The organism is Geodermatophilus sp. SYSU D01176 (genome assembly GCF_054050015.1).
Map to the genome: position 1 here is coordinate 49,889 of NZ_JBJGYN010000011.1, position 25,464 is coordinate 75,352.

At 75.0% G+C, this 25,464-nt stretch carries 23 protein-coding genes; 15 read left to right on the plus strand and 8 right to left on the minus strand.

The window, feature by feature from the left end:
- The first annotated feature begins 77 nt into the window (after window positions 1-77).
- The 7 genes from ACI78Z_RS08570 to ACI78Z_RS08600 all read left to right on the plus strand — a co-directional run bounded on the left by ACI78Z_RS08570 (window position 78) and on the right by ACI78Z_RS08600 (window position 7,546).
- Complete coding sequence (locus ACI78Z_RS08570) at window positions 78-1,544, plus strand: glycosyltransferase (protein ID WP_457036101.1); 1,467 nt, start codon at window positions 78-80, stop codon at window positions 1,542-1,544.
- The gene (locus ACI78Z_RS08575) at window positions 1,541-2,797 is read left to right on the plus strand and encodes an exosortase/archaeosortase family protein (RefSeq protein ID WP_457036102.1); all 1,257 of its coding nucleotides are present in this window, start codon (window positions 1,541-1,543) and stop codon (window positions 2,795-2,797) included. Before ACI78Z_RS08570 ends, ACI78Z_RS08575 begins: the two co-directional genes overlap by 4 nt.
- The gene (locus ACI78Z_RS08580; protein WP_457036103.1) at window positions 2,794-3,846 is read left to right on the plus strand and encodes an ATP-grasp domain-containing protein; all 1,053 of its coding nucleotides are present in this window, start codon (window positions 2,794-2,796) and stop codon (window positions 3,844-3,846) included. The genes ACI78Z_RS08575 and ACI78Z_RS08580 overlap by 4 nt, the downstream gene beginning before the upstream one ends.
- A complete protein-coding gene (gene wecB, locus ACI78Z_RS08585; RefSeq protein WP_457036104.1) occupies window positions 3,843-4,991 on the plus strand; it encodes a non-hydrolyzing UDP-N-acetylglucosamine 2-epimerase in 1,149 nt (382 codons plus the stop codon). The genes ACI78Z_RS08580 and wecB overlap by 4 nt, the downstream gene beginning before the upstream one ends.
- Window positions 4,988-6,346: an HAD family hydrolase gene (locus ACI78Z_RS08590; RefSeq protein WP_457036105.1), complete on the plus strand. Its 1,359-nt coding sequence runs from the start codon at window positions 4,988-4,990 to the stop codon at window positions 6,344-6,346. Before wecB ends, ACI78Z_RS08590 begins: the two co-directional genes overlap by 4 nt.
- Window positions 6,339-7,040: a PIG-L deacetylase family protein gene (locus tag ACI78Z_RS08595; RefSeq protein ID WP_457036106.1), complete on the plus strand. Its 702-nt coding sequence runs from the start codon at window positions 6,339-6,341 to the stop codon at window positions 7,038-7,040. The genes ACI78Z_RS08590 and ACI78Z_RS08595 overlap by 8 nt, the downstream gene beginning before the upstream one ends.
- A 236-nt stretch (window positions 7,041-7,276) precedes the next feature.
- Window positions 7,277-7,546 (plus strand): hypothetical protein, encoded by a 270-nt coding sequence (locus ACI78Z_RS08600; protein WP_091448646.1) that lies wholly within the window; start codon window positions 7,277-7,279, stop codon window positions 7,544-7,546.
- A gap of 70 nt (window positions 7,547-7,616) precedes the next feature.
- Here the strand turns inward: ACI78Z_RS08600 and ACI78Z_RS08605 are convergent, their stop codons facing one another.
- The gene (locus tag ACI78Z_RS08605) at window positions 7,617-8,531 is read right to left on the minus strand and encodes a DUF2382 domain-containing protein (protein ID WP_457036107.1); all 915 of its coding nucleotides are present in this window, start codon (window positions 8,529-8,531) and stop codon (window positions 7,617-7,619) included.
- A 204-nt stretch (window positions 8,532-8,735) separates the two neighbouring features.
- On the opposite strand from ACI78Z_RS08605, the gene ACI78Z_RS08610 reads away from it, so the two are divergent.
- The gene (locus ACI78Z_RS08610; protein WP_457036108.1) at window positions 8,736-9,515 is read left to right on the plus strand and encodes a TetR/AcrR family transcriptional regulator C-terminal domain-containing protein; all 780 of its coding nucleotides are present in this window, start codon (window positions 8,736-8,738) and stop codon (window positions 9,513-9,515) included.
- Window positions 9,516-9,525: 10 nt separating this feature from the next.
- Here the strand turns inward: ACI78Z_RS08610 and ACI78Z_RS08615 are convergent, their stop codons facing one another.
- Entirely contained in the window at window positions 9,526-9,870 is a 345-nt protein-coding gene (locus ACI78Z_RS08615) for an STAS domain-containing protein (RefSeq protein ID WP_457036109.1), read from the minus strand.
- A 263-nt stretch (window positions 9,871-10,133) separates the two neighbouring features.
- On the opposite strand from ACI78Z_RS08615, the gene ACI78Z_RS08620 reads away from it, so the two are divergent.
- Window positions 10,134-10,841, plus strand: coding sequence for a hemerythrin domain-containing protein (locus ACI78Z_RS08620; RefSeq protein WP_457036110.1), 708 nt, complete (start codon window positions 10,134-10,136; stop codon window positions 10,839-10,841).
- Window positions 10,842-11,060: 219 nt separating this feature from the next.
- Here ACI78Z_RS08620 and ACI78Z_RS08625 read toward each other — a convergent pair whose 3' ends face one another.
- Complete coding sequence (locus ACI78Z_RS08625) at window positions 11,061-12,104, minus strand: YihY/virulence factor BrkB family protein (protein WP_457036111.1); 1,044 nt, start codon at window positions 12,102-12,104, stop codon at window positions 11,061-11,063.
- A gap of 97 nt (window positions 12,105-12,201) precedes the next feature.
- Complete coding sequence (locus ACI78Z_RS08630; protein ID WP_457036112.1) at window positions 12,202-13,647, minus strand: MFS transporter; 1,446 nt, start codon at window positions 13,645-13,647, stop codon at window positions 12,202-12,204.
- A gap of 191 nt (window positions 13,648-13,838) precedes the next feature.
- On the opposite strand from ACI78Z_RS08630, the gene ACI78Z_RS08635 reads away from it, so the two are divergent.
- Entirely contained in the window at window positions 13,839-14,021 is a 183-nt protein-coding gene (locus ACI78Z_RS08635; RefSeq protein WP_457036113.1) for a hypothetical protein, read from the plus strand.
- Window positions 14,022-14,138: 117 nt separating this feature from the next.
- Here the strand turns inward: ACI78Z_RS08635 and ACI78Z_RS08640 are convergent, their stop codons facing one another.
- Entirely contained in the window at window positions 14,139-15,932 is a 1,794-nt protein-coding gene (locus ACI78Z_RS08640; RefSeq protein WP_457036114.1) for an acyl-CoA dehydrogenase, read from the minus strand.
- Between the two features lie 122 nt (window positions 15,933-16,054).
- Here ACI78Z_RS08640 and ACI78Z_RS08645 point away from each other — a divergent pair, with 122 nt between their 5' ends.
- Both ACI78Z_RS08645 and ACI78Z_RS08650 read left to right on the plus strand, forming a co-directional pair.
- A complete protein-coding gene (locus ACI78Z_RS08645) occupies window positions 16,055-16,531 on the plus strand; it encodes a hypothetical protein (protein WP_457036115.1) in 477 nt (158 codons plus the stop codon).
- Entirely contained in the window at window positions 16,528-17,697 is a 1,170-nt protein-coding gene (locus ACI78Z_RS08650; protein WP_457036116.1) for a zinc-dependent alcohol dehydrogenase, read from the plus strand. The genes ACI78Z_RS08645 and ACI78Z_RS08650 overlap by 4 nt, the downstream gene beginning before the upstream one ends.
- An 83-nt stretch (window positions 17,698-17,780) precedes the next feature.
- Here ACI78Z_RS08650 and ACI78Z_RS08655 read toward each other — a convergent pair whose 3' ends face one another.
- Window positions 17,781-19,559 (minus strand): MDR family MFS transporter, encoded by a 1,779-nt coding sequence (locus tag ACI78Z_RS08655; protein ID WP_457036117.1) that lies wholly within the window; start codon window positions 19,557-19,559, stop codon window positions 17,781-17,783.
- Window positions 19,556-20,077 carry a MarR family winged helix-turn-helix transcriptional regulator gene (locus tag ACI78Z_RS08660; protein WP_457036118.1) on the minus strand — a complete coding sequence of 174 codons (522 nt, stop codon included), beginning with the start codon at window positions 20,075-20,077 and terminating at the stop codon, window positions 19,556-19,558. The genes ACI78Z_RS08655 and ACI78Z_RS08660 overlap by 4 nt, the downstream gene beginning before the upstream one ends.
- A gap of 192 nt (window positions 20,078-20,269) precedes the next feature.
- Here ACI78Z_RS08660 and hrpA point away from each other — a divergent pair, with 192 nt between their 5' ends.
- Entirely contained in the window at window positions 20,270-24,205 is a 3,936-nt protein-coding gene (gene hrpA, locus ACI78Z_RS08665) for an ATP-dependent RNA helicase HrpA (protein WP_457036119.1), read from the plus strand.
- Window positions 24,206-24,236: 31 nt separating this feature from the next.
- On the opposite strand, the gene ACI78Z_RS08670 is transcribed toward hrpA, so the two are convergent.
- A complete protein-coding gene (locus tag ACI78Z_RS08670) occupies window positions 24,237-24,602 on the minus strand; it encodes a hypothetical protein (protein ID WP_457036120.1) in 366 nt (121 codons plus the stop codon).
- 223 nt (window positions 24,603-24,825) lie between these two features.
- Here ACI78Z_RS08670 and ACI78Z_RS08675 point away from each other — a divergent pair, with 223 nt between their 5' ends.
- Entirely contained in the window at window positions 24,826-25,281 is a 456-nt protein-coding gene (locus ACI78Z_RS08675) for an ATP-binding protein (RefSeq protein ID WP_457036121.1), read from the plus strand.
- Entirely contained in the window at window positions 25,278-25,454 is a 177-nt protein-coding gene (locus ACI78Z_RS08680) for a hypothetical protein (RefSeq protein ID WP_457036122.1), read from the plus strand. The genes ACI78Z_RS08675 and ACI78Z_RS08680 overlap by 4 nt, the downstream gene beginning before the upstream one ends.
- Window positions 25,455-25,464: the final 10 nt, after the last annotated feature.

A 25,464-nucleotide genomic window follows, 5' to 3' on the forward strand; every position in this document is an offset into this window, starting at 1 on the left:
GACTGCCCGGTGCCGAAGGGACGATGACGGTGGAGTCCGTGCTCCGCCGTGGTCGCGCGCGGCGGGGAGGTGGGGCGGTGGTCAGCGGCACGACCGCGCCCGGCACCGGGCCCCCGCCCGCTGCCGGCGGCCCGCCGGCAGTCATCGCGCCCGCGGCAGCCATCGCGCCCCCCGGGGATCCCCACGGGAGCCGGCCCGAGGGCCGGCCGCTCGTGCTGCTCGCCTACGCCTGCGGCTTCGCGATGGTCGCCCTCTCCTACGGCCTCGACGAGACGCTCGGCGTGATCGCCGGCGTGCTCAACGTCGTCTTCGGCATCTACTTCTGCCGGCACCTCGGCTTCGCCGTCGCCGCCGCCCGCTGGGCCGAGCACGACATGCTCGCCGCCGACGTCGGGCTGCACGGCTACACGCCCCCGGTCGCGGTCTTCGTGGGCTGCAAGAACGAGGAGCTCGTCGTCGACGGGATGGTGACGGCGCTGCTCGCGCTGGACTACCCGGCAGACCGGCTCACCCTCGTCGTGGTCGACGACGGCTCCGACGACACCACCGGCGCCCGGCTGGACGCGTGGGCCGCCCGCGAGCCACGGCTGCGCGTGCTGCACCGCCCGCCGGGCTCCGGCGGCGGCAAGTCCGGCGCCCTCAACGACGCGCTGCACCTGGTCGACGCCGAGATCGCCGTCGTCTTCGACGCCGACCACGAGCCGGAGCCGACGGCGCTGCGGCGGCTGGTCCGGCACTTCCGCGACCCGGTCGTCGGCGCGGTCATGGGCCGCTGCGTCATCCGCAACGGCCGCGACTCGCCGATGGCCTCGACCGTCTTCGTGGACTTCCTCTCCGGCTACCTGGTCAACGAGTACGGCCGGCAGGCGCTGTTCGAGCTGCCCGCGTACGGCGGGGCCAACTGCGCGGTCCGCATGTCCACGCTGCGCGGCTTCGGCGGGTGGAACCCGCACACCGTCACCGAGGACACCGACCTCACGCTGCGGGTGCTCCTGGCCGGCCAGCGCGTCCGCTACGACCTCTCCGCCGTCGACTTCGAGGAGGCGGTGGTCAGCGCGCAGCGGTTCTGGAAGCAGCGGTACCGGTGGGCCCGCGGCCACCAGAAGTGCTTCCGCGACTACTGGCGCCCGCTCATGCGCTCGCCGCACCTGAACCTGGTCGAGAAGATCGAGACGACGCTCTTCCTGCTCGTCTACCACGTGCCCCTGCTCAGCGGCATGGGCCTGGTGCTGACCGTGCTGCGCGCCTTCGGCATCGGCGACCTGCCGGTCGTGGCGCTGCTGCCGCTGTCGATGCTGCTCTTCGTCGGCCCGCTGGCCGAGCTCTCGGTCGGCCTGCTGATCGGCCGGGTCGAGCGGCGGTCGGCCTGGCGGCTGCTGGGCTTCCTGCCCGCCTTCGCGCTGTCCATCTGGATCACCACGCGTGCCTACGTCGACGGCATGCTCGGCCGCCCCTACACCTGGGTGAAGACCTCCCGGTCCGGCGCGACCTCCACGGTGCGGGTCGACCCGCCCGTGGTCGCGCCGGCCGGCGCGGGGTCGTGACGGCCACCGCTGCGGCGGTGCCCCTCGAGCGGGGTCGGCACCGGTACCGGCAGCCCCGCCGACCCCGGCGCAGCGGCCGCCGGCTGGTCCCGGTGCTGCTCGACCTGCTGCTGGCCGTGGTCATCTGCGCCGTCGGCTTCCGCTACGGCGCCGGGTTCCTGCAGGTGCACGAGGCCCGCTGGGTGGCCAACGTGCTCGACCTGGTCGGCGTCGACTCGGTGTCGGCGTCGCTGGAACGGCACATCCTGGTGTTCCGCCCCGACGGCGAGATCATCCTGGCCGAGGTCACCGAGTCGTGCTCCTCGATCCTGTCGGTCCTCGGCCTGACCGCGCTCACCGCCGTCGTCCTGCGCGGCCGGCGCCAGCACGCGGTCGCCGGGCTGGTCGTCGCCGTCGCCGCGCTGCTCGTCCTCAACCACCTGCGGCTGGCCGGCTCCACGCTCGCCGGCCTGGTGTGGGGGACCCCGGCGCTGGTGCTCTTCCACGACTGGGTCGGGACCGTGTGGAACCTCGCGGCCACCCTCGGCGGCTTCCTGCTGATGGTCTGCATCACGCTGCCCACGGCCGAGCGCGCCGAGCAGGACGTCGCCGGCCGGCACACGGCCCGCCGTCCCGACAGCTGGGCGCGCCCCGGCCTGGGCTACCGGCTGGCCGAGGAGGACGTCCGCGCCGTCTCCCGCCGGCTGAACCTGACCGGCCTCATGTACCGGTACGTGCTGCACCGGCGGGTCGCCCGCTGGATGGGCGCGCGCCGCGAGGCCGGGCGCATCGACTACCGCATCGGCCACCTGCCCTCGGCCGAGCGCGCCGCGCGGGTGCGCGCGCTGGCCGGCGACGGGCTGGGGGCGCACGCCGCCTCGCTGGTGGCGGTGGCGACCTACGACGACGACCCGGCCGTCCTGGACGCGCTGGCCGGGGCCATCGCGGCGCGGCAGTGGGAGCCGGTGACCAACTCCCGGGTGGCGGCGCTCCGGCTGTGGGCGCGCGGCTGGCTGCTGCAGCACCCGGAGCGGGACGCCGTCCCCGCCTCCGGGCACGGGGCGGCGCCGGAACCCGAGCCGCCCGTCGCGCCCGGGGTCGACGCCGTCCCCGAGGACGACGCCGTCCCCGAGGACGCCGTCCCCGAGGACGACGAGCCGTCCACCGTGCGGCTGCTGCGGCTGCCCACGCGCGCCGACCTGCGCCCGCCCGTGCCGCTGCCGCCGCGCCCCCGTGTCCCCGTGCCCACCCCGACGACCCAGGACGCCCGATGACCTCCTCCCTGCCCCAGCCCCGCCCGCCCGCGGCCGCCCCGCCCGCCGCCCGCGCCGCCGCCCGCGCCGCCGTCCTCGTCACGGGTTCCGGTGGCCCCGCCGGCGTGGCCGTCGTCCGCCGGCTGGCCGCCCTCGGTCACCGCGTCGTCGCCGGCGACGCCGACAGCGCCGCCGCCGGCGGCGCGCTGGCCGACGTGGCCGTCACCCTCCCGCGCGGTGACCACCCCCGGTTCGTCGAGGCGCTCGTCGGCGTCTGCGCGACGTACGGCGCCGACGCGCTGATCAGCACGGTGGCCGAGGAGCTGCCGCACCTCGCGGCCGGCGCCGGCCGGTTGGCCGCGGCCGGGGTCGCCACCTGGCTGCCCGAGGCCGCCGCCGTGGACCTGTGCTGCGACAAGGCCGCGTTCGCCCGGGCCATGGCCGCCGCGGGGGTGCCGCACCCGGCGACCGCCGCGTCCGCCGGCGAGGCCGCCGGCGTCCCGGGGCCGTGGGTGGTCAAGCCGCTGGCCGGCCGCGGCAGCCGCAGCGTGCGGCTGCTCGACGAGCGCGCTGCCGTGGTGGGGGCGCTCCGCGAGGACGGCGGGCTGATCGCACAGACCCGGCTGACCGGGCGCGAGTTCACCGCCGACGCCCTGGTCGACCGGGACGGCGCCGTCCGCGTGGTCGTGCCGCGCTGGCGGGAGGAGACCAAGGCCGGGATCTCGGTGAAGGGCCGCACCTTCGCCTCCGCCGCGGTGACCGGGGTCGTCGTCGGCGCCCTGGCCGCGGTCGGGCTCACCGGGCCGGCCAACGTGCAGGGCTTCGTCGCCGACGACGGCACCGCGACGGTCGTGGAGATCAACCCGCGCTTCTCCGGCGGGCTGCCGCTCACCCTCGCGGCCGGGGCGGACGTCGTCAGCGCGTACCTGGCCGGCGTCCGCGGCGAGCCGCTGCCGGAGCTGTCCTTCCGGCCCGGCGTCGCGATGAGCCGCTACTTCGCCGAGACCTACTCGAGCCACGACGGCAGCCCCGTCGTCGACCCGTGCGCCCCCGTGGCGGTGACGGCGTGAGCCGCTCACGGCACGTGCTGGTGCCGTTCGGCACCCGGCCGGAGGTGGTCAAGCTGGCTCCGGTCGTCAGCGCGCTGACCGCCGCCGGCCACCGGGTCAGCGTGGTCGACACCGGCCAGCACACCGACCCGGCGATGGGCTCGCAGCTGCAGGCGGCGCTCGGGCTGACCCCCGGGCACCGCTTCGCGCTGCCGGCCGACCCGGCCGAGCGCACCGGCGCGCTCCACGCCGACGCCTTCCGGGCGCTGCGCCTGTTCCAGCCGGACCTGGTGCTCGCGCTCGGCGACACCAACACCGTGCCGGCGTACGCGCTGGCCGCCCGCGCCGCGGGAGTGCCGTTCGCGCACCTCGAGGCCGGCCTGCGCAGCCTCAACCCGCGCAGCGTCGAGGAGGTCAACCGGCGGGTCGCCGCGGCCACCGCCCAGCTGCACCTCGCGCCGACCAAGCGGGCGGCGGCCTTCCTCGCCGACGAGGGGGTCCCCGCCGAGCGGGTGTTCGTCGTCGGCAACCCCTGCATCGACACCCTGGTCGCCCGCGGTGTGCGGCGGGTGCCGGTCGCCGAGCGCTCGGGAGTGCTGGTCACCGCGCACCGGCCGACGAACGTCGACGACCCGGTCCGCCTGGCCCGCCTGGTCGGTGTGGTGCGGGCGCTGGCCGAGCAGGTCGGCCCGGTCACCTTCCCGGTGCACCCGCGCACCGCGGCACGGCTGTCGTCGACCGGGCTGGACCGGGGGCTGGAGCACCCGGGGGTCACCCGCACCGGGCCGGTCGGGTACGACGTCCTGCTGGCCGCGCTGGCCGCGGCGCGCCTGGCGGTCACCGACTCCGGCGGCATCCAGGAGGAGGCCGCGTACCTCGGCGTCCCCGTGGTGGTGCTGCGCGGCTCGACGCCGCGCTGGGAGGGCGTGGAGGCCGGGACGACGACGCTCGCCGGGCTGGCCGACGACCGCGCGGCGGCCGCCGTCCTCTCCGCCGCGGCCGGGCACACCAGCGCCGAGGGGCAGGAGCGGGCCGCGACGGTGCCGTGCCCGTACGGCGACGGGACGACGGGTCCGCAGGTGGCCGCCGTCCTCGCCGACGAGCGGACCGACGCCCTGCTGGCCCTCGACGAGCCGGACTTCACCGACGGCCGGCTGCCGTGGTGAGCCGGCCCCCGCCGCTGGGTGTGGTCGTCGACCTCGACGACACCCTCTACCCCCAGGCCGACTACCTCGCCTCGGCCGCGGCGGCGGTCGGGGTCGCGGCCGGGCACGCGGGGCTGGACGGCGCCGCCGTGCAGGCCGCTCTGCGGCGCGAGCTGGCCGCCGGTTCCGACGCCGGCGGGACGATCGACCGGGCGCTGCTCGCGGTCGGCGTCCCGGCGTCGTCTCTGGTCGAGTTGGTGCCGCCGCTCGTGGCGGCGTTCACCCGGCACACCCCGCCCCGGCTGTCGCCCTACCCGGGGGTGGAGGAGGCGCTGCGGCTGCTCGCGGCGGCCGCCCCGCTGGCCTGCCTGACCGACGGCACCCCGGCCATCCAGGCGGCGAAGGTGGCCGCGACCGGCCTCGGCCCGCTGCTGCCGGTCGTCGTCGTCACGGACACGCTGGGCGGCCGCGCCGTCCGCAAGCCGCGCCCTGCCGGCCTGCTCGCCGTCGCCGAGCGGCTCGGCCTGCCCCCGGAGCGGCTGCTGGTGATCGGCGACCGGCCCGGCAAGGACGTCGCCGTGGCGGCGGCCGTGGGTGCACGGGCGATCCGCGTCCGGCAGGGGGAGTACGCCACGGCTCCCGACGAGCCGCGGGCGGAGGCCGTCGTCGACACCTTCCCGGCGGCCGCCGAGCTGGCCCTGTCCCTGCTGGGGCGCTGGCCCGGAGCTGACGTCCCTCCTTCGGGGGGTTCGCGGCCCGGAGCCCTGTGGTCCCGGCCCGGGCCTGCCGATGCGTCCCGGACGGGCGGGCCGGCCGCCCCGGAGACGAGGACTCGGTTCATGGACGGCAGGTCATCCACGGTGCGGCGCGTCCGCGCCCGCGTCTCCCGTGCCGCGCTGGTCGCTGTGGTCGCGGTCGTGGGGCTGCTCGCCCTGCCGGGCACGGCATCGGCGGTCGGCGAGGTGACGCCGGTGGTCAACTGCATCAAGCGGGTGGCGGGTGAGGCCGACTGGATCGCCGTGCTGGGGTACACGAACAGCAGCACCCAGGCGGTGACCTACCCACGCGGGACGGACAACCGGCTGGTGCCCTCCACCCACGACGGCCGGCAGCCGACGACGTTCCAACCGGGCACGGTCAACGGGGTGTTCACCGAGACCTTCAACGCCAACGAGACGGCGACCTGGACGGTCTCCGGCAGGTCCGTGACGATCACCCGTGACGGTCCGGCGTGCCCTGCGTCGACGGAGCTGCCGGAGGAGGGCAACGGCACCGGCCCGGCCATCGGGCTCGCGGCCGCGGGCGTCGTCGGCGCCGTCCTGGTGCAGCGGACCCGCAAGCGGGCGCTGGCCGTGACCGGGGGCGACGATGCGTAGGGTCCTCGCGGTCGGGGCGCACCCCGACGACATCGAGCTCGGCTGCGGCGCCACGCTGTTGGCGCACTCGGCGGCCGGCGACGCCGTCACCATGCTCGTGATGACCGGGGGCGAGAACGGCCCGGGGGACGTCGAGGTCATCGTCGGCCGGCGTCTCGAGCAGGAGCAGGCCGCCCGCACCCTGGGTGCCCGGCTGCTGTGGGGCGGCCAGGTCGACTGCACCGTCACGCCGGACGCCGCCACGGTCGCGGTCGTGGAGCGGGCGATCAAGGAGACCGACGCCGACGTCGTCTACGTGCACGCCCCCGACGACAGCCACCAGGACCACCGCGCCGTCGCCGCGGCGACCCTGTCGGCAGCCCGCCGGCTCTCCCGGGTCATGCACTACCAGAGCCCGTCCACGCTGACCTTCTCCCCGACGACGTTCGTCGACGTGACCGCCTACCTCTCCGGCAAGCTCGCCGCGCTCGGCGCGCACGCCTCGCAGGTGGAGATGTCGGCGATGGTGGAGCCCGACGCGGTCGTGGCCTCGGCCCGGCACTGGGGCGCTCAGGCCCGGATCGGCTACGCGGAGGCCTTCGCGCCGACGCGCTTGGTCATCGACCTGGTGCCCACGCCGCGACGCGCCGCGGATGACGTCCCGGACACCCTCCGGCTGACCCTGCCCGCCTCCCTGGCGGCCAACGCCCGCTGACGGGTCGCGTTCCGCACCTCGAGCCCGGTGGTCCGGGCCGGTACCCCCGGCCCGGGCCACCGGGCTCGTTCGTCGTCGCCCGACGCTCTACCCGTCGCCCGGCTCGTCGCGGACCGATGGGACCGGCCGGCGCTGCGAGGAGGACACGCCGGGCGAACGGGTGCCGCCCGCGGCAGCGGGTACGCGCAGGTCGAGGGCTCGCGCAGTCCCGCGCGGCCCCGACGGAGGGAGATGCCGTGCCCGAGGTACCGCAGCCGGTCACCGACAACAGCGTCAAGGTCCGCCAGCTCAGCCACTACCAGTTCAGCTGGGTGGCGGGGGAGCCCGGGAAGCCGGGCACCTACACCCTGCAGCTGGTGCTCGACCAGGGCGCCTGGGAGGAGGTCCTCACCCTGGACCCCGACGACGCGGACAACCTGCAGGACCTGCTCGCCAACACCGCCACCGTGCACTACGACATCGAGCGCCGGGTCCTGATGTTCGGCGTCACCCCCACCGGGAGCTGACCGGCCCGGCACGCCACGAGGCCCCGCCGGCGCGATCGCGCCGGCGGGGCCTCGTCGTGTGGTCCTGCGATCAGCGGCCGATCCGGCCGTCGTCGTCGCGGTCGAGGGCGTCCTTGGCCTTGTCGACGAAGCCGCGGTCGTCGCGGCCGGTGGTGCCACCGGTCACGCCGGTGCCCTGGGCGCCGTCGACCTCGATCTCCTCCTTGCGGACATCGGCCGCCACCCGCTCCTGGTCGGTGACGGTCTGCTTGTCCAGGCGCACCCGCTCGACCGGCACGGCCTCCTTCTCCACCACCGGACGCTCGGCGCGGAGCGTGACCTCGTGCTCCTCCTCGGAGATCGCCGGGCCGTCGAGGGCGTTGCCGATGTTGGCGTCGGTGATCGGCTCGCGCTCGACCCGGACCTCCTCGTGCGACACCGGGACGGTCTGGGTCACGTTCTCGGTGACGACGTACTTGCGCAGCCGGGCGCGGCCGACCTCCTCGGAGCGGGTGCCCACGTTGAGGCGCTCCTCCGAGCGGGTCATCGCGTTGTCGGTGGTGGGGCCGGAGGTGTCGTGGCCGACGACGCCCGCCTCACCCGACAGGTCGTGGCGCCCGCCAGCCGTACCCGCGGTCCCGGCCAGCCCGGCCGTCCCGGTGGTCGTGGTGGTGGTGTCGGTGACCGCCGTGCCGTTGCCGAGGCCGTAGTAGCGGTAGAGCTCCTGCTCCTCCTGCGGCGACAGGTGGCCGTCGGTCTCGATCTTCGGGGCGTCCTTCACCTTCGACTTGTCGTAGGGGAAGCGGAGCTGGTCGCCGGAGAGCTCGGCCTGGGCCAGCGGCACGAAGGTCTCCTTGGTGCCGAACAGGCCGGTGTGCACGGTGGCCCACTCGGGGCGGCCGGTCTCGTCGTCGAGGTAGACCTCGCCGACCTTGCCCAGCTTGTCGCCGTCGGCGTCGACGGCGGTGGTGCCGATGACCTGCTGGATCTGCGTCTCGGTGATCATGCTGCTCCTGTCGCGTGTCTCGGGGCGTGCTGCGGGTCCGCAGCACCGTCCGTTGGCGCACCGTCGTGCAGGCGCTGAGGTGGGTGTGCCCGTCGTGCTTACGGCGTAAACACGGTGATCCCGGGTACGCCAGGACGCCAGGTCCACGCGAGGCGGGCCGTACGGCGTACAACGGGGGTCCACGGACGACGACGGGAGGCAGGCGTGGCCGACGACGCTGGGCCTCCTGCTGCTGTGCCCCGGGACGGGCAGCCGCACACACGGGCGCTCCGCGCGTCCCCGCCCGGGACGGCCCGGACGCCGCTCGACCGGCGCCGGGTGCTCGCCGCGGCCATCGAGTTCATCGACGAGCACGGGCTCGACGCGCTCACCATGCGCCGCATGGGGGCGCACCTGGGCGTCGAGGGGATGGCGCTGTACCGGCACGTCACCGGCCGCGAGGACCTGCTCGACGGGGTCGTCGACCTGGTCGTCGACGAGCTGTACGGCGACCCGGAGGTGTACCTGGCGCCGAAGCACGGCTGGCAGGACTACCTGCAGCGGCTGGCGCACGGGGTCCGGCGGATGGCCATCGCCCACCCGGCCCTGTTCCCGCTGATCGCGACCCGGCCCCCCGCCGCCCCGTGGGTGCGGCCACCGCTGCGCAGCCTGCGCTGGCTGGAGAGCTTCCTCGACGCGCTCACCGGCCACGGGTTCAGCGACGAGGCCGCGGTCGCCGCCTACCGCGCGTACACCAGCTTCCTGCTCGGGCACCTGCTGCTCGAGGTCGCGCAGCGGGGGGTGCCGATCACCGCGGAGGACGACCCCGAGGGGGCACCCGACGCGGACGAGCGGTCGCTCGCGGAGTTCCCGCTGGTGCGCCGGCTCGCACCGCTGCTGGCCGAGGACGAGTCCGCCGCGGAGTTCGAGGAGTCGCTGGAGAACCTGCTCGATCGCCTGCAGCGCATGCTCCGCGCGTCCGGGCGTCCCGGCCCGACGACCTGAGCGGCCGCGGTCAGCCGGCGACGACGTCGAACAGGTCGGCCACCCCGGTCAGCCGCAGCACCTGCAGCACCCCCCGCGACGGGTTGCGCAGCTCCGGCCGCCCACCGGCCCGGCGGTGCGCGTCGGTCTCGCGGACCAGCAGGGCGACCCCGGCGGAGTTGAGGAAGCCGGCGGCGGAGGCGTCGACCGCGACGACCGCACCCGACGGCGCGCCGTCCGCCCCGGGTCGTTCGGCGTCCCAGCGGACCACGGTGGCGGTGTCGACCTCGCCCCGGAGGTGCAGGACGGCGCCGTCGTCCCCCTGCTCCAGCCAGACGGCACCGGGTGGGTGGGGCGGCGCGGCGCAGGGGGGCACGGGTCCTCCGGGTCGGCAGGCGGGTCGGCGGCGTGGTCCCCAGGGTGGACCGGATGCCGCCGGCGTGGGGCGGCCGGCACCCCGACGTGTCCGCGTTGTGCGCAGACCGCGGCTGCCCGAGCGGCGGCCGGGCCGCTCCCCCTCGTGGCCGCCGAGCTGCGGACCGCGGTCACCGGCTTCGTGCGCTGACCCCCCGGTCCGCGCATGCGCAGGTCGCCCGGCGGGCAGGACAGCAACCTCGGCAACCCCAGGAGGTACCCGTCGTGAGCCGTTCCATCGCCGACCAGTCGGTCGAGGAGCTCGGGGGGCCGGGCAGCGTCCTGGTCCGCCAGCGCCGCGACCACATCCAGCTGGACCGGCTGCTGCACGCGTTGGAGGGCACGACCGGCCGCGCGCAGGAGGAGGTCCTCACCCGCATCGACCGGCTGGTGTTCAGCCACGCCTTCGCCGAGGAGAGCGTGCTGTGGCCGGTGCTGCGCCGGGTGCTGCCCGACGGCGAGGAGCTCACGCTGCGGATCGAGCAGGAGCACCAGGAGGTCAACGAGCTGGTCAGCGAGCTCGAGACGCTGCCGCACGACGATCCGCGGCGCACCCAGCGGCTGTCCCGCCTCGTGGAGGTGCTGCGCGAGGACGTGCGCGACGAGGAGGACGTGCTCTTCCCGCGGGTGCAGGAACGGCTCGACCCGCACGAGCTGCGGGCGCTGGGCCGCCGCTGGGAGCTGGTCCGCCGCATCTCGCCGACCCGGCCGCACCCGACGGTGTCCCGCCGTCCGCCGGGCAACGCGCTCTCGGCGCTGCCCCTGTCGGCGCTGGACCGCAGCCGCGACGTCGTCGACGCCGTCGTCCGCCGGGCCCCCGCGGGGCTGGCCCCCGTCGGCGAGGTGGTCAGCCGGGGGCTGGCCGGGCTCGCGGGCCTGGTCGAGCGGATCCCGCCGGCCCGCCGCGGCGACCGCCCGCCGACGTCCCGCTGACAGCGGTTCTCGGCGAGATCGGCGATCTCGCACGCTTCGAGCCTGTGACCGTACGAGACCGCCGGTCTCGCCGCTGCGACGGCACGGACCGTCAACCGATCAGCACACCGCTGTGCGACGACCCGGGCCCCCTCCCGATCGGGAGGGGGCCCGGCGCACGGCCTCCCTTCAGGGTCCCGCGCCGAGCATGCGAGGCATGGGGGGAAGGGTGGCCCTTCGTCAGTGCGTGTGCCGGTCCTTGGGCTCGGCGCGGGCGTCGAGCTGGATCTCCTTCTCGGCCAGCGGCACGCCCTCCTTGAGCTCCTTGGTGCGCTCGATCTCGGCGTCGAGCTCGATGCCGAAGAGCAGCGCCAGGTTGGTCAGCCAGAACCAGACGAGGAAGACGATCACGCCGGCCAGGGCGCCGTAGGTGGCGTTGTAGTTGCTGAAGTTCGCCACGTAGAAGGCGAACAGCGCCGAGGCCACGGCCCACACCAGCAGCGCCACGGCGGCACCCGGGCTGGTGAAGCGGAAGCCGCGCAGCTTCACGTTGGGGGTCGAGTAGTAGAGGACGGCGATCATCAGCGCGACCAGCACGACGACGACCGGCCACTTGGCCCAGCTCCACACGGTCACCACCGCGTCGGGCAGACCGATGGCCCCGGCGACCGCGTCGACCACCGGGCCGCTGAGCACCAGCATGGCCACGATCAGCGCGGCGAACAGCACGCCGATCAGCGTGACCAGCAGCTGCAGCGGCTTGAGCTTCCAGACCTTGCGGCCCTCGGGGGTCTCGTAGACCACGTTGGCCGCGCGGGTGAAGGCCCCGACGTAGCCCGAGGCCGACCAGATGGCGGCGGCGAGACCGAGGACCAGACCGAGGCCGACCGGCGCGGTGTTGCCCGCGAGCTGCTCGACCACCGGCGTCAAGGTGCTGGCCGCCTGCTGGGGCACGACGGCCGTGAGCGCGGTGGTGAGGTCCTGCGGGTTGGTCAGCAGCCCGACGATCGACAGCAGCGCGATCAGCGCCGGGAACAGCGCGAGGGTGCCGTAGTAGGTGAGCGCCGCCGCCCAGTCGGTGAGGTTGTCCTCGCTGAACTCCTTGAGCGTCCGCTTCAGCGTTCCGCCGGTCGTCGGCGCCTTGTCGGCGCCCTGGGGCGCGTTGTCGAGCCGGGTGTCGTTGACCTTGGGGTCGTCCGGAGCGGGGTCCCCCGCGGTGTTGCCGGTGAAGCGGGTGTCGTTCGCGGCGGTACCGCTGCCGCGTGGGCCGCTGGAGCGGGCCATCGTCAGTCCTCCGGTCGGATGGGTGCGTACCGCCTGAGGTGCCCCGGGTGATCGAGGTCCATGCCCGCCGCCGGTGTGTCGCGACCCGTCCGTGATCTCAGCGGGCGCCGGGGACCGCGGCCGTCGCGGCCTCCACCGCCGTGTCGCGCCGCCCCCGGCCGGCCAGCGTGACCACGGCGACGGCGGCCGCGCTGCCGGCCCCCACGAGCGCGACCGCGGTGAACGAGCCCGCCGAGGGGAAGCCGGTCAAGCCCGTGCCCGCGGCCAGTACCGCGACGGTCACCGTGCTGCCCACCGCCTGGCCGACCGACCGCGCGATGGAGTTCACCGCGTTGGCCACCCCGGTCTCCTCGGGCCGGACGGCGGCGACCACGAGCGCGGGCAGCGCGGCGTAGGCCACGGTGACCCACAGCTGGGTGAGCAGCCCGGCGACGACCACCTGCGCCGGGCTGTCGCGCAGCACCGCGAGCAGCAGGAAGCCGGCCAGCCCGCACACCGCGCCGGCGCGCAGCGTGGCGAGCGCGCCCAGCCGGGCCACGACCCGCCCCGCCAGCGGCCCCAGCAGGACGCCGGCCACCCCACCGGGCAGCAGGTAGACGACCGCGGCCTCCAGCACCGAGGCGCCGAAGCCGTACCCGGCGGCCTCCGGCGGCGTCTGCACGTACTGCAGGACGACGAGGAAGGAGGCGAACAGGCCGATCCCGGTGAGCAGCCCGGCGACGTTGGGGACCACGATCCGCGGATCGGCCAGCAGCCCCGGGCGGACCAGCGGCTCGGCGCGTCGCCGCTGCAGCAGCACCCAGCCGGGCAGCACGAGCGCCGCGCCGGCCAGGCAGCCCAGCGTCCCCGGCGACGCCCACCCCCAGGCGTTGCCCTGCGAGACCGGCAGCAGCAGGAGCACCAGGCCCCCGGCCAGCACGGCGGCGCCGGTCCAGTCGACCCGGCCGGAGCCGGTGGCGCGGCGGCGGGGGAGCACCACCGCCGTCAGCACCAGGGTGACCAGGCAGACGACCAGCCCGATCCAGAACGGCCGGTGGTAGTCGCCGCCGTCCCGGGTGAGCACCCCGGCGGCCACCAGGCCGACCACGCCGCCCACGGCCAGCGTGCTGCTGACCACCGACATCGCGACGTCCAGCCGGGCGGCGGGGAGCTCCCGGCGCAGCACGCTGATCGCCAGCGGGAACAGGCCGTAGGAGGCGCCCTGCAGGACCCGCGCCACCAGGAGCAGCGGCAGCGAGGTGGTGACCAGGGCGAGCAGCGTCCCGGCCGACATGGCGACGAGGACGCCGAGGGCCACCGGCCGCTCGCCCCAGGTGTCGCCCAGGCGGCCCAGGACCGGCGTGGCGACGGCGGCGGCCAGCAGGTTGGCGGTCAGCACCCAGCCGGCGGCGTTCGCCGAGACGCCGAGCTGCTCGCCGATCGCCGGGAGCAGCGGGACGACGAGGCTCTGCATGAGCGACAGCGCGGTCGTGCCGAGGGCGAGGACGGCGACCAGGACCGCCGGTCGCGGCGACCGCTGCTCGTCGTCGGCGCCGCGGGACACCCGGCGATCAGACCACGGGCGGTGATCCGGGGCGCACCTGACGCCGGGTGTGGAGTCGATCACACACCATCAGGTGCAGCCCCACCTCGACGATTGAGACGGCGGTCGAGCGGGGTAGACCCGGAGCAACGACGACGTGCCACGGGGGCCTCTCGACCCCTGCGGCGACTCTGCACAAAGGGGTTTGACTGATGGTGCTGTGGCCGGCCGTGACCCTCGTGGGGTTCCTGGTCCTGACCGCACTGGTGATCGTGATGGGCACCTCCTCGACCGCGCGGTACGAGCGGGAGCAGCGCGCGGCGCAGGCCGTGGCGGCCCGCCCGGCGACCACCCGGACCGTGAGCGCCGAACCGGTGGGTGCCCGCGCCGCGTGAAGGAGGACCACCCTTCCCCCACGCCTCGCAAGCTCGGAGTGGGCCCCTGAAGGGTGGCCGTTCCATCACCTCACCAGCGCCCCGCGCCTCCTGCCGGAGTCGCGGGGCGGTCGTGCGTCAGAGCCAGGCCTCGTCGGTGTCGAGAACGGTCCGGTCCAGCGACTCGAGCAGGTCGAACTGGGCGCGGGTGCGCGGCAGCTCCCAGCGCCAGAAGTAGCGGGCCGCGGCGCGCTTGCCCTCGGGGAAGGCGCCGGTCGAGCCCTCGCAGGCCAGCGCCTGCTCCAGCCACAGCCAGCCGACCACCAGGTGGCCCGCGGCTTCCAGGTAGACGCTGGCGTTGGCCAGCGCGAGGTCCGGGTCGCCGGTGCCCCACAGCGTCGCGGTCACCGAGCCCAGCCGGGCCCCCGCGGCGTCCAGGTCGGCGGCGAACCCGGCCCACTGCGTGCCCGCAGCGCGCGCCGTCGTCGAGGTGATCGTCTCGCCGAGCAGCCGCAGCCCGGCCCCACCCTGCGCGACCACCTTGCGGCCGAGCAGGTCCAGCGCCTGGATGCCGTTCGTGCCCTCGTGGATCGGGTTGAGCCGGTTGTCCCGGTAGAACTGCTCGACCGGGTAGTCGCGGGTGTAGCCGTAGCCGCCGTGCACCTGGATGGCCAGGTCGTCGGCGACCGGGCCCCACTGCGAGGGCCACGCCTTGGCGATCGGTGTGAGGGTGTCCAGCAGCAGGTGGGCGCGGGCGCGCTCCTCCTCGGTCCCCGCGGTCTGCTCCTCGTCGACCAGCCGGGCGCAGTACAGGCCCAGGGCCAGCCCGCCCTCGGCGTAGGACTTGGCGGCCAGCAGCATCCGGCGCACGTCGGGGTGCTCGATGATCGGCACCGCCGGCGAGGAGGGGTCCTTGGCCCCCGCCGGCCGGCCCTGCGTGCGGGTGCGGGCGTACTCCAGCGCGTGCAGGTAGCCGGTGTAGCCCAGCACGGTGGCGCCCATGCCGACGCCGATCCGCGCCTCGTTCATCATGTGGAACATGTAGGTGAGGCCGTGGTGCGGCTCGCCCACCAGGTAGCCGACGGCGCCGAGCCGCCCGCCGGGGCGGTGCACGCCCTCGCCGAAGTTCAGCAGCGTGTTCGTCGTCCCCCGGTAGCCCATCTTGTGGTTCAGGCCGGCCAGGACGACGTCGTTGCGCTCACCCAGCGAGCCGTCCGGGTTCACCAGGAACTTCGGGACGACGAACAGCGAGATGCCCTTCACCCCGGGCGGGCCGCCGGGGATCTTGGCCAGCACCAGGTGGACGATGTTCTCGGTCAGCTCGTGGTCGCCGCCGGAGATCCACATCTTGTTGCCGGTGAGCCGGTAGGTGCCGTCGTCCTGCGGCACGGCCCTGGTGGTGATGTCCGCGAGCGACGAGCCCGCCTGCGGCTCCGACAGCGCCATCGTGCCGAACCAGCGGCCCTCGATCTCCGGGCGCACGTAGGTGTCGATCTGCTCCCGGCTGCCGTGGGCGAGCAGCAGCCGGGCGTTGCCCATGGTGAGGAACGGGTAGGCCGACGTCCCGACGTTGGCGGCCTTGAACCAGGCGAAGACGGCCTGGCCGACGACGTGCGGCAGCTGCAGGCCGCCGTACTCCTCGTCGAACTCCCCGGCCATCAGCCCGGCCGCCACGAAGACGTCCAGCGCCTGCTTGACCTCGGGGACGAGCACGACCCTCCCGTCGACCATCCGCGGCTCGTTCTCGTCGGCCTTCCGGTTGTGCGGCGCGAAGTGCTCGGTGGCGATCTGCTCGGCCAGGTCGAGCACCGCGTCGAACGTCTCCCGCGAGTGCTCGGCGTAGCGCGGGCGCTTGACCAGGTCCTCGACCTGCAGCCACTCGTGCAGGAGGAAGTCCAGGTCGCGGCGGGACAGGATCAGCGACGAGCGCACGAAGAGCCTCCGGGGACGACGGGGCCGGCGAGCAGCGGCCCCGGTCACAGTAGGCGCGGTTGGCCGCGGCGCCGCGGTGGGTAGCCCGCGGGCGACACCCGTCGACGCCAGGAGGACGCGTCATGGTCGTGCCCAGGTTCCTCGACTCCCTCCGGGGAGCCGCCACGGAGGCTGGGGGCGCGCTGCTCGGCCGCCTCCAGCACGTGCGGCTGCCCGGGGCGGGGCAGTCGTCGTCCACCGACGCCCCCGGGACCGCCGCCCGTCGCTGGCGCGCGGTCACCGTGCTGTGCCCGCCGGAGCAGGTGGGCACCGGGACGGACCTGCCGGCGCCGCTGGCCGCGCTCGGCGACCGCATCGAGGTGCGGATCACCCCGGCGCCGGGCGACCGCGGCACCGAGCTCGCCGCCCGCTACCGCGACCGGCCGTCGGACGACGAGCTGCGCGCGCTCCGCTCGGCCCTGCGCGAGGCCAAGCAGCTCATCGAGGTCGGCGAGGTGCTCCGGGTGGACCCGGCGCCGCACGGGGTGCGCACGCCGACGCCACAGGGTGCGGCGCTGGAGGGGATGACCCGGCGCGCCGGGGGAGAGGGCGTGCTGTGAGGGCGGCGACCTGGACCGGGGTCAACGAGGTGTCGGTGGAGACCGTCCCGGACCCGCAGGTCCTCAACGACCACGACGTCGTCCTGCGGGTGCGGCGCACCACCACCTGCGGGTCGGACCTGCACCTGCTCGGCGGCTACATCCCGTTCATGCGGGCCGGTGACGTCCTCGGCCACGAGTTCATGGGCGAGGTCGTCGAGGTGGGGAAGGGCGTGCGGGACCGGAAGGTCGGCGACCGCGTCGTCGTCAACTCCTTCATCGCCTGCGGGCACTGCTGGTACTGCCGGCAGGAGCTCTACAGCCTGTGCGACAACGGCAACCCGAACCCCGGCATCACCGAGTCGCTGTGGGGCCAGAGCCCGGGCGGCTGCTTCGGCTACTCGCACGCGATGGGCGGCTGGGCCGGCAGCCACGCGGAGTACGTCCGGGTCCCGTACGCCGACGTCGGGGCGTTCGTCGTCCCGGAGGGTGTGAGCGACGAGCGGGCGCTGTTCGCCTCCGACGCGGTCTCCACCGGCTGGATGGGCGCCGACCTGGCCGGCACCAAGCCTGGTGACGTCGTCGCCGTGTGGGGCGCCGGCGGGGTCGGCCAGATGGCGGCCCGGGCCGCGATGCTGCTGGGCGCGGAGCGGGTCCACGTCATCGACCGGCTGCCCGAGCGGCTGGCCCAGGTCCGCGAGCACGTGGGCGCCGAGGTCATCGACTACTCCTCGACCGACGTCCTGGCCGAGCTGCGCGAGGTCACCGGCGGTCGCGGACCGGACGTCTGCATCGAGGCGGTCGGCATGGAGGCGCACAGCACCGGCGTCCAGGGGGCCTACGACCAGGTCAAGCAGCAGCTGCGGCTGCAGACCGACCGGCCCTCCGCCGTCCGGGAGGCGATCCTCGCCTGCCGCAAGGGTGGCAGCGTCTTCGTGCTCGGCGTCTTCGCGCAGATGGTGGACAAGTTCCCGCTCGGCGCGCTGATGAACAAGGGGCTGACCGTGCGCGGGGCGCAGGTGCACGGGCAGCGCTACATGCCCCGGATCCTCGAGCACATGGCCCGCGGGGAGCTGACCACCGAGCACCTGGCCACGCACGTGATGCCGCTGGAGGAGGCGCCGCGCGGGTACCAGATGTTCAAGGACAAGACCGACGGCTGCGTGCGGGCGGTCTTCACACCCTGAGCCCTCGGACGATCATGGCGCCGTGACCACCGGAGAGCACTCCGGGGCGGTCACGGCGCCATGATCGCCGGGAAGAGGTACTGTCAGGCGCGGTGCCGGTGCCGGGGGTTGCCGGGGCGGCCCACCGGCGGAGCGGTGGACGTCGGCGCCGCGGCGCCGACCGCCTGCGGGACCTGCTCACCCGCGTCGTTGGCGGACGGGGCGCCGGCGGCCTGCCGCGCGGCCTCCCGGGCGGCCTGGATGCCGGACTTGTTCGACAGGGCGAGCTGCGGCAGGAACAGGAACACGACGAACCCGAGCCCCGCCACGCACGCGGCGATGAGGAACACCAGGTCGATCGAGTCGGAGAACCCGGCCTTGAACGGCAGGGCCAGGTGCGCCGGCAGGTCCTGGATGAACGAGGTGTCCGACAGGTCGGCGCCGGCCTGCAGCTCACCGGTCTGCAGCGCCTGCCCGACCCGCGGGTCCGTGGCCGCCGCCGAGGTCAGCGACTCCTCGATGTCGACCGGCAGGCGGGTGAACAGCACGGAGAGGAACGCGGCGGTGCCGACGGTCGCGCCCATCTGGCGGAAGAACGTCACCGAGGAGGTGGCCACGCCCATCTGGCTCGGCGGGACGGCGTTCTGCACCGCGAGGACCGCGGGCTGGAAGTTGAAGCCCAGCCCCACGCCCAGCAGGACCATGAACGGCACCAGCGCCCAGATCGACGTCTCCGCGCCGACGACGACGGACAGGGCCAGCAGGGCGACGGTCATCAGCGTGGTGCCGGCCAGCGGGAAGACCTTGTACTTCCCGGTCTTGGAGATGGCGATCCCTGAGCTCATCGCGCCGATCATGATCCCGGCGACCAGGGGGATCATCTGCAGGCCCGCGACGGTCGCGCTCGAGCCGTGCACGATCTGCAGGTACTGCGGGAGCAGCAGCAGGCCGCCGAACATGCCCGCGCCCACGACCACGCTGCCGAGGGTGGCGATGGTGAAGCTGCGGTTGCCGAACAGGCGCAGCGGCAGCAGGGCCTCGTCGCCGTAGGCCCGCTCGGCCAGCACGAAGAGGACCAGGCCGACGGCGCCGATGGCGTAGCAGGCGAGGGCGCGGCCCGACGTCCAGCCCCAGAGCCGGCCCTGCTCGGCGACGATCAGCAGCGGCACGATCGCGGTGACCAGGGCCAGCGCGCCCGGCCAGTCGATGCGGTGGTCGCGGCGCAGGTGCGGCAGGTGCAGCACGCGGTAGACGGCGAGGAAGGCGAGCAGGCCGAGGGGCACGTTGACGAAGAAGATCCAGCGCCAGCCGGTCAGCCCCAGCAGCGACGTCTGGCCGGCCAGGAAGCCACCGATGACCGGGCCGAGCACGCTGGAGGTGCCGAAGACGGCCATGAAGTAGCCCTGGTACCGGGAGCGCTCCCGCGGCGGCACGATGTCGCCGATGATCGCCAGGGCCAGCGACATCAGGCCTCCGGCACCGGCGCCCTGGACCGCCCGGTAGGCGGCCAGCTGGTACATCGAGTCCGCGATGCCGCAGAGCACCGAGCCGACGACGAAGAGGGCGATGGCGAACAGGTAGAACGGCCGCCGTCCGTAGATGTCGGAGAGCTTGCCGTACAGCGGGGTGGAGATCGTCGAGGTGATCAGGAACGCCGTGGTCGCCCAGGCCTGCAGGTCGTAGCCCTGCAGGTCGTCGGCGATGGTGCGGATGGCCGTCGCCACCACGGTCTGGTCCAGGGCCGCCAGGAACATCGCGACCATCAGCCCGGCGATGATCGTGAGGATCTGCCGGTGGCTGAAGGCGCCGTCCTCGGCGGGCGCGGCGGCCAGCGCCCGGGCGTCCCGCCGCTCGGCCGCGCTGGGGCGGGTGCTGTAGGTCATGGCTTCTCTCTCGAGGGGACGGCGACCGGCGCGACGGTGGACTCGCCGGGCAGGGCCGCGGCGAGGTCGTCGAGGAGGCGACCGAGCAGGTGGGTCAGGGCGGTCAGGTCCGCAGCCGGCCAGTCGGCGGTGACCCGGGCGAGGTGGGCCTCGCGCTCGGCGCGGAGCCGGCCGAGCGCGGCCCGGCCGGCATCGGTGACGACCAGCCGGCTGGCCCGCCCGTCGGTCTCGTCGGCGACCCGGTGGACCAGGCCCTCCTCGATCAGCGCGGCCACGTGCCGGCTGACCGTCGAGGGGTCGGCGTGCACCAGCTCGGCCAGCGCGCCCTGGCGCAGCGGACCGAGCCGCTCCAGGGGGAACAGCAGGACCAGCGCGGCGCGGCCCTCGGCGGCGTGGCCGGCCCTGAGGGCGTGCACCAGCCGCATGAAACGCGGCAACTGCTCCCCCAGGACGGCCAGGTCGGTGAGCCGGTCGTCGCCGGGCGCCGCCGGGCCGGGCACGGCAGGGGACGCGGACACGGGTCCTCCAGGGGACGGCGGGCGGAACACCGTGCACCCTACAACCGGTTGCACCGGCCAAACAACCAGTTGTACGGCGCACGCAAGTGAGGCGCCCCACCCCCGCCGACCCGGCCGCGGTGCGATCCTGGAGAACGCGCCGGCCGCCGTCCCCGCAGCCGCACCCCCCATCCCCAGCCGAGGAGACCGTCCGTGACCACGCCGCCCGACGAGCTGCGTGCGCGGCTGGCCGGACTGACCCTCGAGGACCGGCACCGGCTGGCCCGGCGGCTCGACGGCACCCGGAAGACGCGGGACGCCGAGGCGCGGGCGAGGCAGCGGGCGCGGATCGCCGCCGACGTCGCGGCCGCCGAGGAGCGCATCGCCCGCCGTCGTGCCGCCGCCCCCGCCGTGCGCTACCCCGCCGAGCTGCCGGTGAGCGCGCGCCGGGACGACATCGCCGCCGCGCTGCGCGACCACCAGGTGGTCGTCGTCGCGGGGGAGACCGGCTCGGGCAAGACCACCCAGCTGCCCAAGATCGCCCTCGAGCTCGGCCGCGGGGTGCTGGGCCGGATCGGGCACACCCAGCCGCGGCGGATCGCCGCCCGCACCGTCGCCGAGCGGATCGCCGAGGAGCTGGACACACCGCTCGGCGAGGTCGTCGGCTGGAAGGTGCGCTTCACCGACCAGGTCTCCGACACGACGCTGGTCAAGGTCATGACCGACGGCGTGCTGCTCGCCGAGATCGGCCGCGACCGGCTGCTGCGCCAGTACGACACGCTGATCATCGACGAGGCGCACGAGCGCAGCCTCAACATCGACTTCCTGCTCGGCTACCTGGCGCAGGTCCTGCCGCGGCGGCCCGACCTCAAGCTGGTCATCACCTCGGCGACCATCGACGTCGAGCGGGTCGCCAAGCACTTCTCGGTCGACGGAGCCGAGGTCCCGGTCGTCGAGGTCAGCGGGCGGACCTACCCGGTCGAGGTCCGCTACCGCCCGGTGGTCGACCCCGACGACCCGGACGCCGACCCGGACCGCGACCAGGTCACCGCCATCGCCGACGCGGTCGACGAGCTGGCGGCCGAGGGGCCCGGCGACGTCCTGGTCTTCCTCGCCGGCGAGCGGGAGATCCGCGACACCGCCGACGTCCTCACCGAGCGGTTCCCCGCCGTCGAGGTGCTGCCGCTCTACTCGCGCCTGTCGGCCGCCGACCAGCACCGGGTGTTCGCCCCGCACACCGGCCGGCGGATCGTGCTGGCCACCAACGTCGCCGAGACCTCGCTGACCGTGCCGGGCATCCGCTACGTCGTCGACCCGGGCACCGCGCGCATCTCCCGGTACAGCTCGCGGCTCAAGGTGCAGCGGCTGCCGATCGAGCCGATCAGCCAGGCCTCGGCGCGGCAGCGCTCCGGCCGCTGCGGGCGCACCTCCGAGGGCATCGCCATCCGGCTCTACACCGAGGAGGACTTTGACAGCCGGCCGGAGTACACCGACCCGGAGATCCTGCGCACCAGCCTGGCCTCGGTGCTGCTGCAGATGGCCGCCCTCGAGCTGGGGGACGTCGCCGACTTCCCCTTCATCGACCCGCCGGACCGCCGCGCGGTCGCCGACGGCGTGGCGCTGCTGGAGGAGCTCGGCGCACTGGACGACGCGGGCGCGCTCACCCCCACCGGCCGGGCGCTCGCCGCCCTGCCGCTGGACCCGCGCATGGCCCGGATGGTCGTCGAGGCCGACCGGCGCGGCGTGCTGGAGGAGGTCCTGGTCATCGCGGCCGGGCTGACCATCCAGGACCCGCGCGAGCGGCCCGGCGAGCACCAGCAGGCCGCCGACCAGGCGCACGCCCGGTTCGCCGACGAGAACTCCGACTTCCTCGCGCTGCTCAACCTCTGGCGGTACCTGTCCGGGCAGCAGGAGGTGCTGTCGGGCAGCCAGTTCCGGCGCACCCTCAAGCGCGAGTTCCTGCACTACCTGCGCGTCCGCGAGTGGCAGGACCTCTACGGCCAGCTGCGCAGCACCGCCCGCCGGCTGGGCATGACCGTCGGTGAGCCCGCGACCGAGCCCGACGAGCGCGGCATCCACACCGCGCTGCTGGCCGGCCTGCTCTCCCACGTGGGCCTGCAGGTCGAGGACACCAAGAACGGCCGCGGTCGCGGGCGGGAGTACCTCGGCGCCCGCAATGCCCGCTTCGTCATCGCCCCCGGCACCCCGCTGGCGAAGAAACCGCCACGCTGGGTGGTCGCCGCCGAGCTCGTGGAGACCAGCCGGCTGTTCGCCCGCACCGTCGCCCGGATCGACCCGGAGGTCGTCGAGCGGCTGGCCGACCACCTCGTCCGGCGGGAGCACTCCGAGCCCCGCTGGGACGCCAGGCGCGGCTCCGTCGTCGCCACCGAGCGGGTCACCCTCTACGGCATCCCGCTGGTCACCGGCCGCCGCGTGCAGTACGGCTCCATCGACCCCGTCGTCTCCCGGGAGCTGTTCATCCGGCACGCCCTGGTCGGCGGCGAGTGGACGACGCACCACCGGTTCTGGCACGACAACGGCGAGGCGATGCGCCGGGTCGCCGAGCTGGAGGAGCGGGCCCGCCGCCGCGACATCCGGGTGGACGACGAGACGCTGTTCGAGCTCTACGACGCGCGCATCCCGGCTGACGTCGTCTCCACCCGGCACTTCGACAAGTGGTGGAAGGCCGCCCGCCGGCAGACCCCCGACCTGCTCACCTTCACGCCCGAGACGCTCACCAACGCCGCCGCGGCCGGGCAGGTGCGGGCCGAGGACTACCCGGACCAGGTGCCGCTCAGCCAGGGGCTGACCCTGCCGCTGTCGTACGCGTTCGCGCCGGGCACCCCGACCGACGGCGTGACCGTCGACGTCCCGCTGGCGGTGCTGGACACCGTGGCCGAGCAGACCTCGGGGGAGTCGCTGGCCTTCACCGTCCCCGGGCTGCGGGAGGAGCTGGTCACCGCGCTGCTGCGCACCCTGCCCAAGCAGCTGCGCCGCGCGCTCGTGCCGATCCCCGACCGGGTCCGCGAGGTGCTGCCGCGCATCGCGCCCACTGAGCCGCTGCTGCCGGCGCTGGAGCGGGAGCTGCGGCGGGCCGCGGGGGTCGTCGTCCCGCCGGACGCCTGGGCGCCGGACCAGGTGCCCGGCCACCTGCGGGCGACGTTCCGGGTCGTCGACGACCGGCACCGGCCACTGGCCAGCGGCAAGGACCTGCAGGCGCTGCGCCGGGAGGTCGCGCCGCAGAGCCGGGTCAGCCTGGCCGCGGCCGCCTCGGACATCGAGCGCACCGGGCAGACCGCCTGGACGTTCGGCACGCTGCCGCGGACCGTCGAGGTCCGCCGGGGCGGGCACGTGGTCACCGCGTTCCCCGCGCTGGTCGACGAGGGGACGACGGTCGGCGTCCGCGTGGTCGCCACCGAGGTGGAGGCCACCCGGCTGACCTGGCGCGGCGCCCGGCGACTGCTGGTGCTGGTCGCGGGCTCACCCACCCGGCAGGTGGTGAAGGGGCTGTCCCCGACCACCCGGCTGGCGCTGCAGTTCAACCCCGACGGCGAGATCCCCGCGCTGGTCGACGACTGCGTGGACGCCGCGGCCGACGAGCTGCTCGCCGCCGCCGGCGGGCCGCCGCGGGACGAGCCCGCGTTCGCCGCGCTGGTGCAGTCCGCCCGCGCCCAGCTAGTGCCGCTGACCACCGACACCGTGCGGCGGGTGGAGGCGGTGCTCGTCCAGGCCCGCGAGGTCGCCGTCGCCATCGGCGCCGCGCCCGGACGGCGGGTGCCCGAGGCGGCGATCGCCGACCTGCGCCGGCAGATGGGCGGGCTGCTGCACCGCGGCTTCGTGGCCGCGGCCGGACGGCGCCGGCTGCCGGACCTCGTGCGCTACCTGAAGGGGATGGCGCACCGGCTGGAGAAGCTGCCGGCCAACGCGGTGCGCGACGAGCTGTGGATGCAGCAGGTCGCCGCGGTGACCGCCGAGTACGAGCAGCTGCGCGCGCAGGTGCCGTCGACCGGGGCACCCGACGACCCGGTGGCGCGGGTGCGCTGGATGCTCGAGGAACTGCGGGTCAGCCTCTTCGCGCAGAGCGTCGGCACCCCGCGGCCGGTGTCGGAGCAGCGGGTCTACAAGGCGATCGACGCGCTCATCGCGTGACCGGCGGTTTCCGCGGAAACCGCCGGTCCGGCTAGGCCTGGGCGCCGCGGGCCCGCTCGCGCAGCAGGGCGGAGATGCGCTGCCGGGTGACGCCGAACATCGCGGCGATCCGGTTGATGCTGACCTGCTCGGCGGCCAGTGCGTGCGCCTGCTCGCGCCGCCAGGCGCCCCCGGCGCTGGCCAGGGAGCCCATCACCGAGCTGATCTGCTCCACCACCAGCGGCCGGGACTCCGCGGTCACGATGTCGAGCCAGGTGCGGCCGGTCTGCCGCTCCTCGAGCAGCTTCTCCGCGCGCGCCCGGGCGCCGCTCAGCTCGGTGATGCAGCTGTCCAGCACGGACAGGAGCTCGGTGAGCGCCCGGACCGCCGGGTCCTGCTCGATGCGTTCGGTCGACAAGGGCCCTCCGCCTCTGGACGTCGGATGTGGAGCAATCCGGTTGCACACTATCCATACTCCTGGAGCGGAACGCAAGGCCCGTGACGTGCAATGGCCGTCGCCGGGCAATGGTCGTTGCGCGCAACCGGTCGGACCCATAGGTTGTGCGCTACGGGGTGGTGCGGCACCGAGCCGGCGCCGGTGATCGCGGCTGCGGTCGTGGTCCCCGATGAGGGGAGAAGCGATGTCCACGCTCGCCGCCAGCGTCGACCTCAGACCGGTGGCGGCCAGCGTCCCGGTCGCCCGGCACCTGGTGCTGGGCCTGCTGGGCGCCTGGAAGGCGCCGCACGACGCCGGCGACGCCGCCCTCCTCGTGACCGAGCTGGTCGCCAACGTCGTGGACCACGTCGCCGGTGAGGCCTCCTTCACCCTCGAGGTCCTCCTGTCGGAGCGCTGGCTGCGGATCTCCGTCGCCGACGGCTCGGCCCTCCGCCCCGTCGTGCGGGAGCTGGAGGTCGGCGCCTCCCGCGGTCGGGGCATGCGGCTCGTCGCCGCCATCGCCGACCGCTGGGGTGTGGAGGACCACGCCGACGGCAAGCGCGTCTGGTTCGAGCTCGCGGCACCCGTCGGGTCGGGTTTGCCGACCGGGCCCACCGGGGACGGGTGGGGGGAGCGACCGACCGAGGAGGAGGCGGCATGAGCGAGCCGAACGGCACGACCTACAGCGCGGGCGAGGGGCTGTCCGACGAGGAGATGGTCCGCACCGTCGCCGAGCAGACCGACAGCATCTCCGAGCACGCCGACGAGGCGGGCAAGGACTGGAACGGCGACGCGAGCCAGGCCCCGGACCCGAACGTCGACCCCACCGGCTGACCGAGGGATC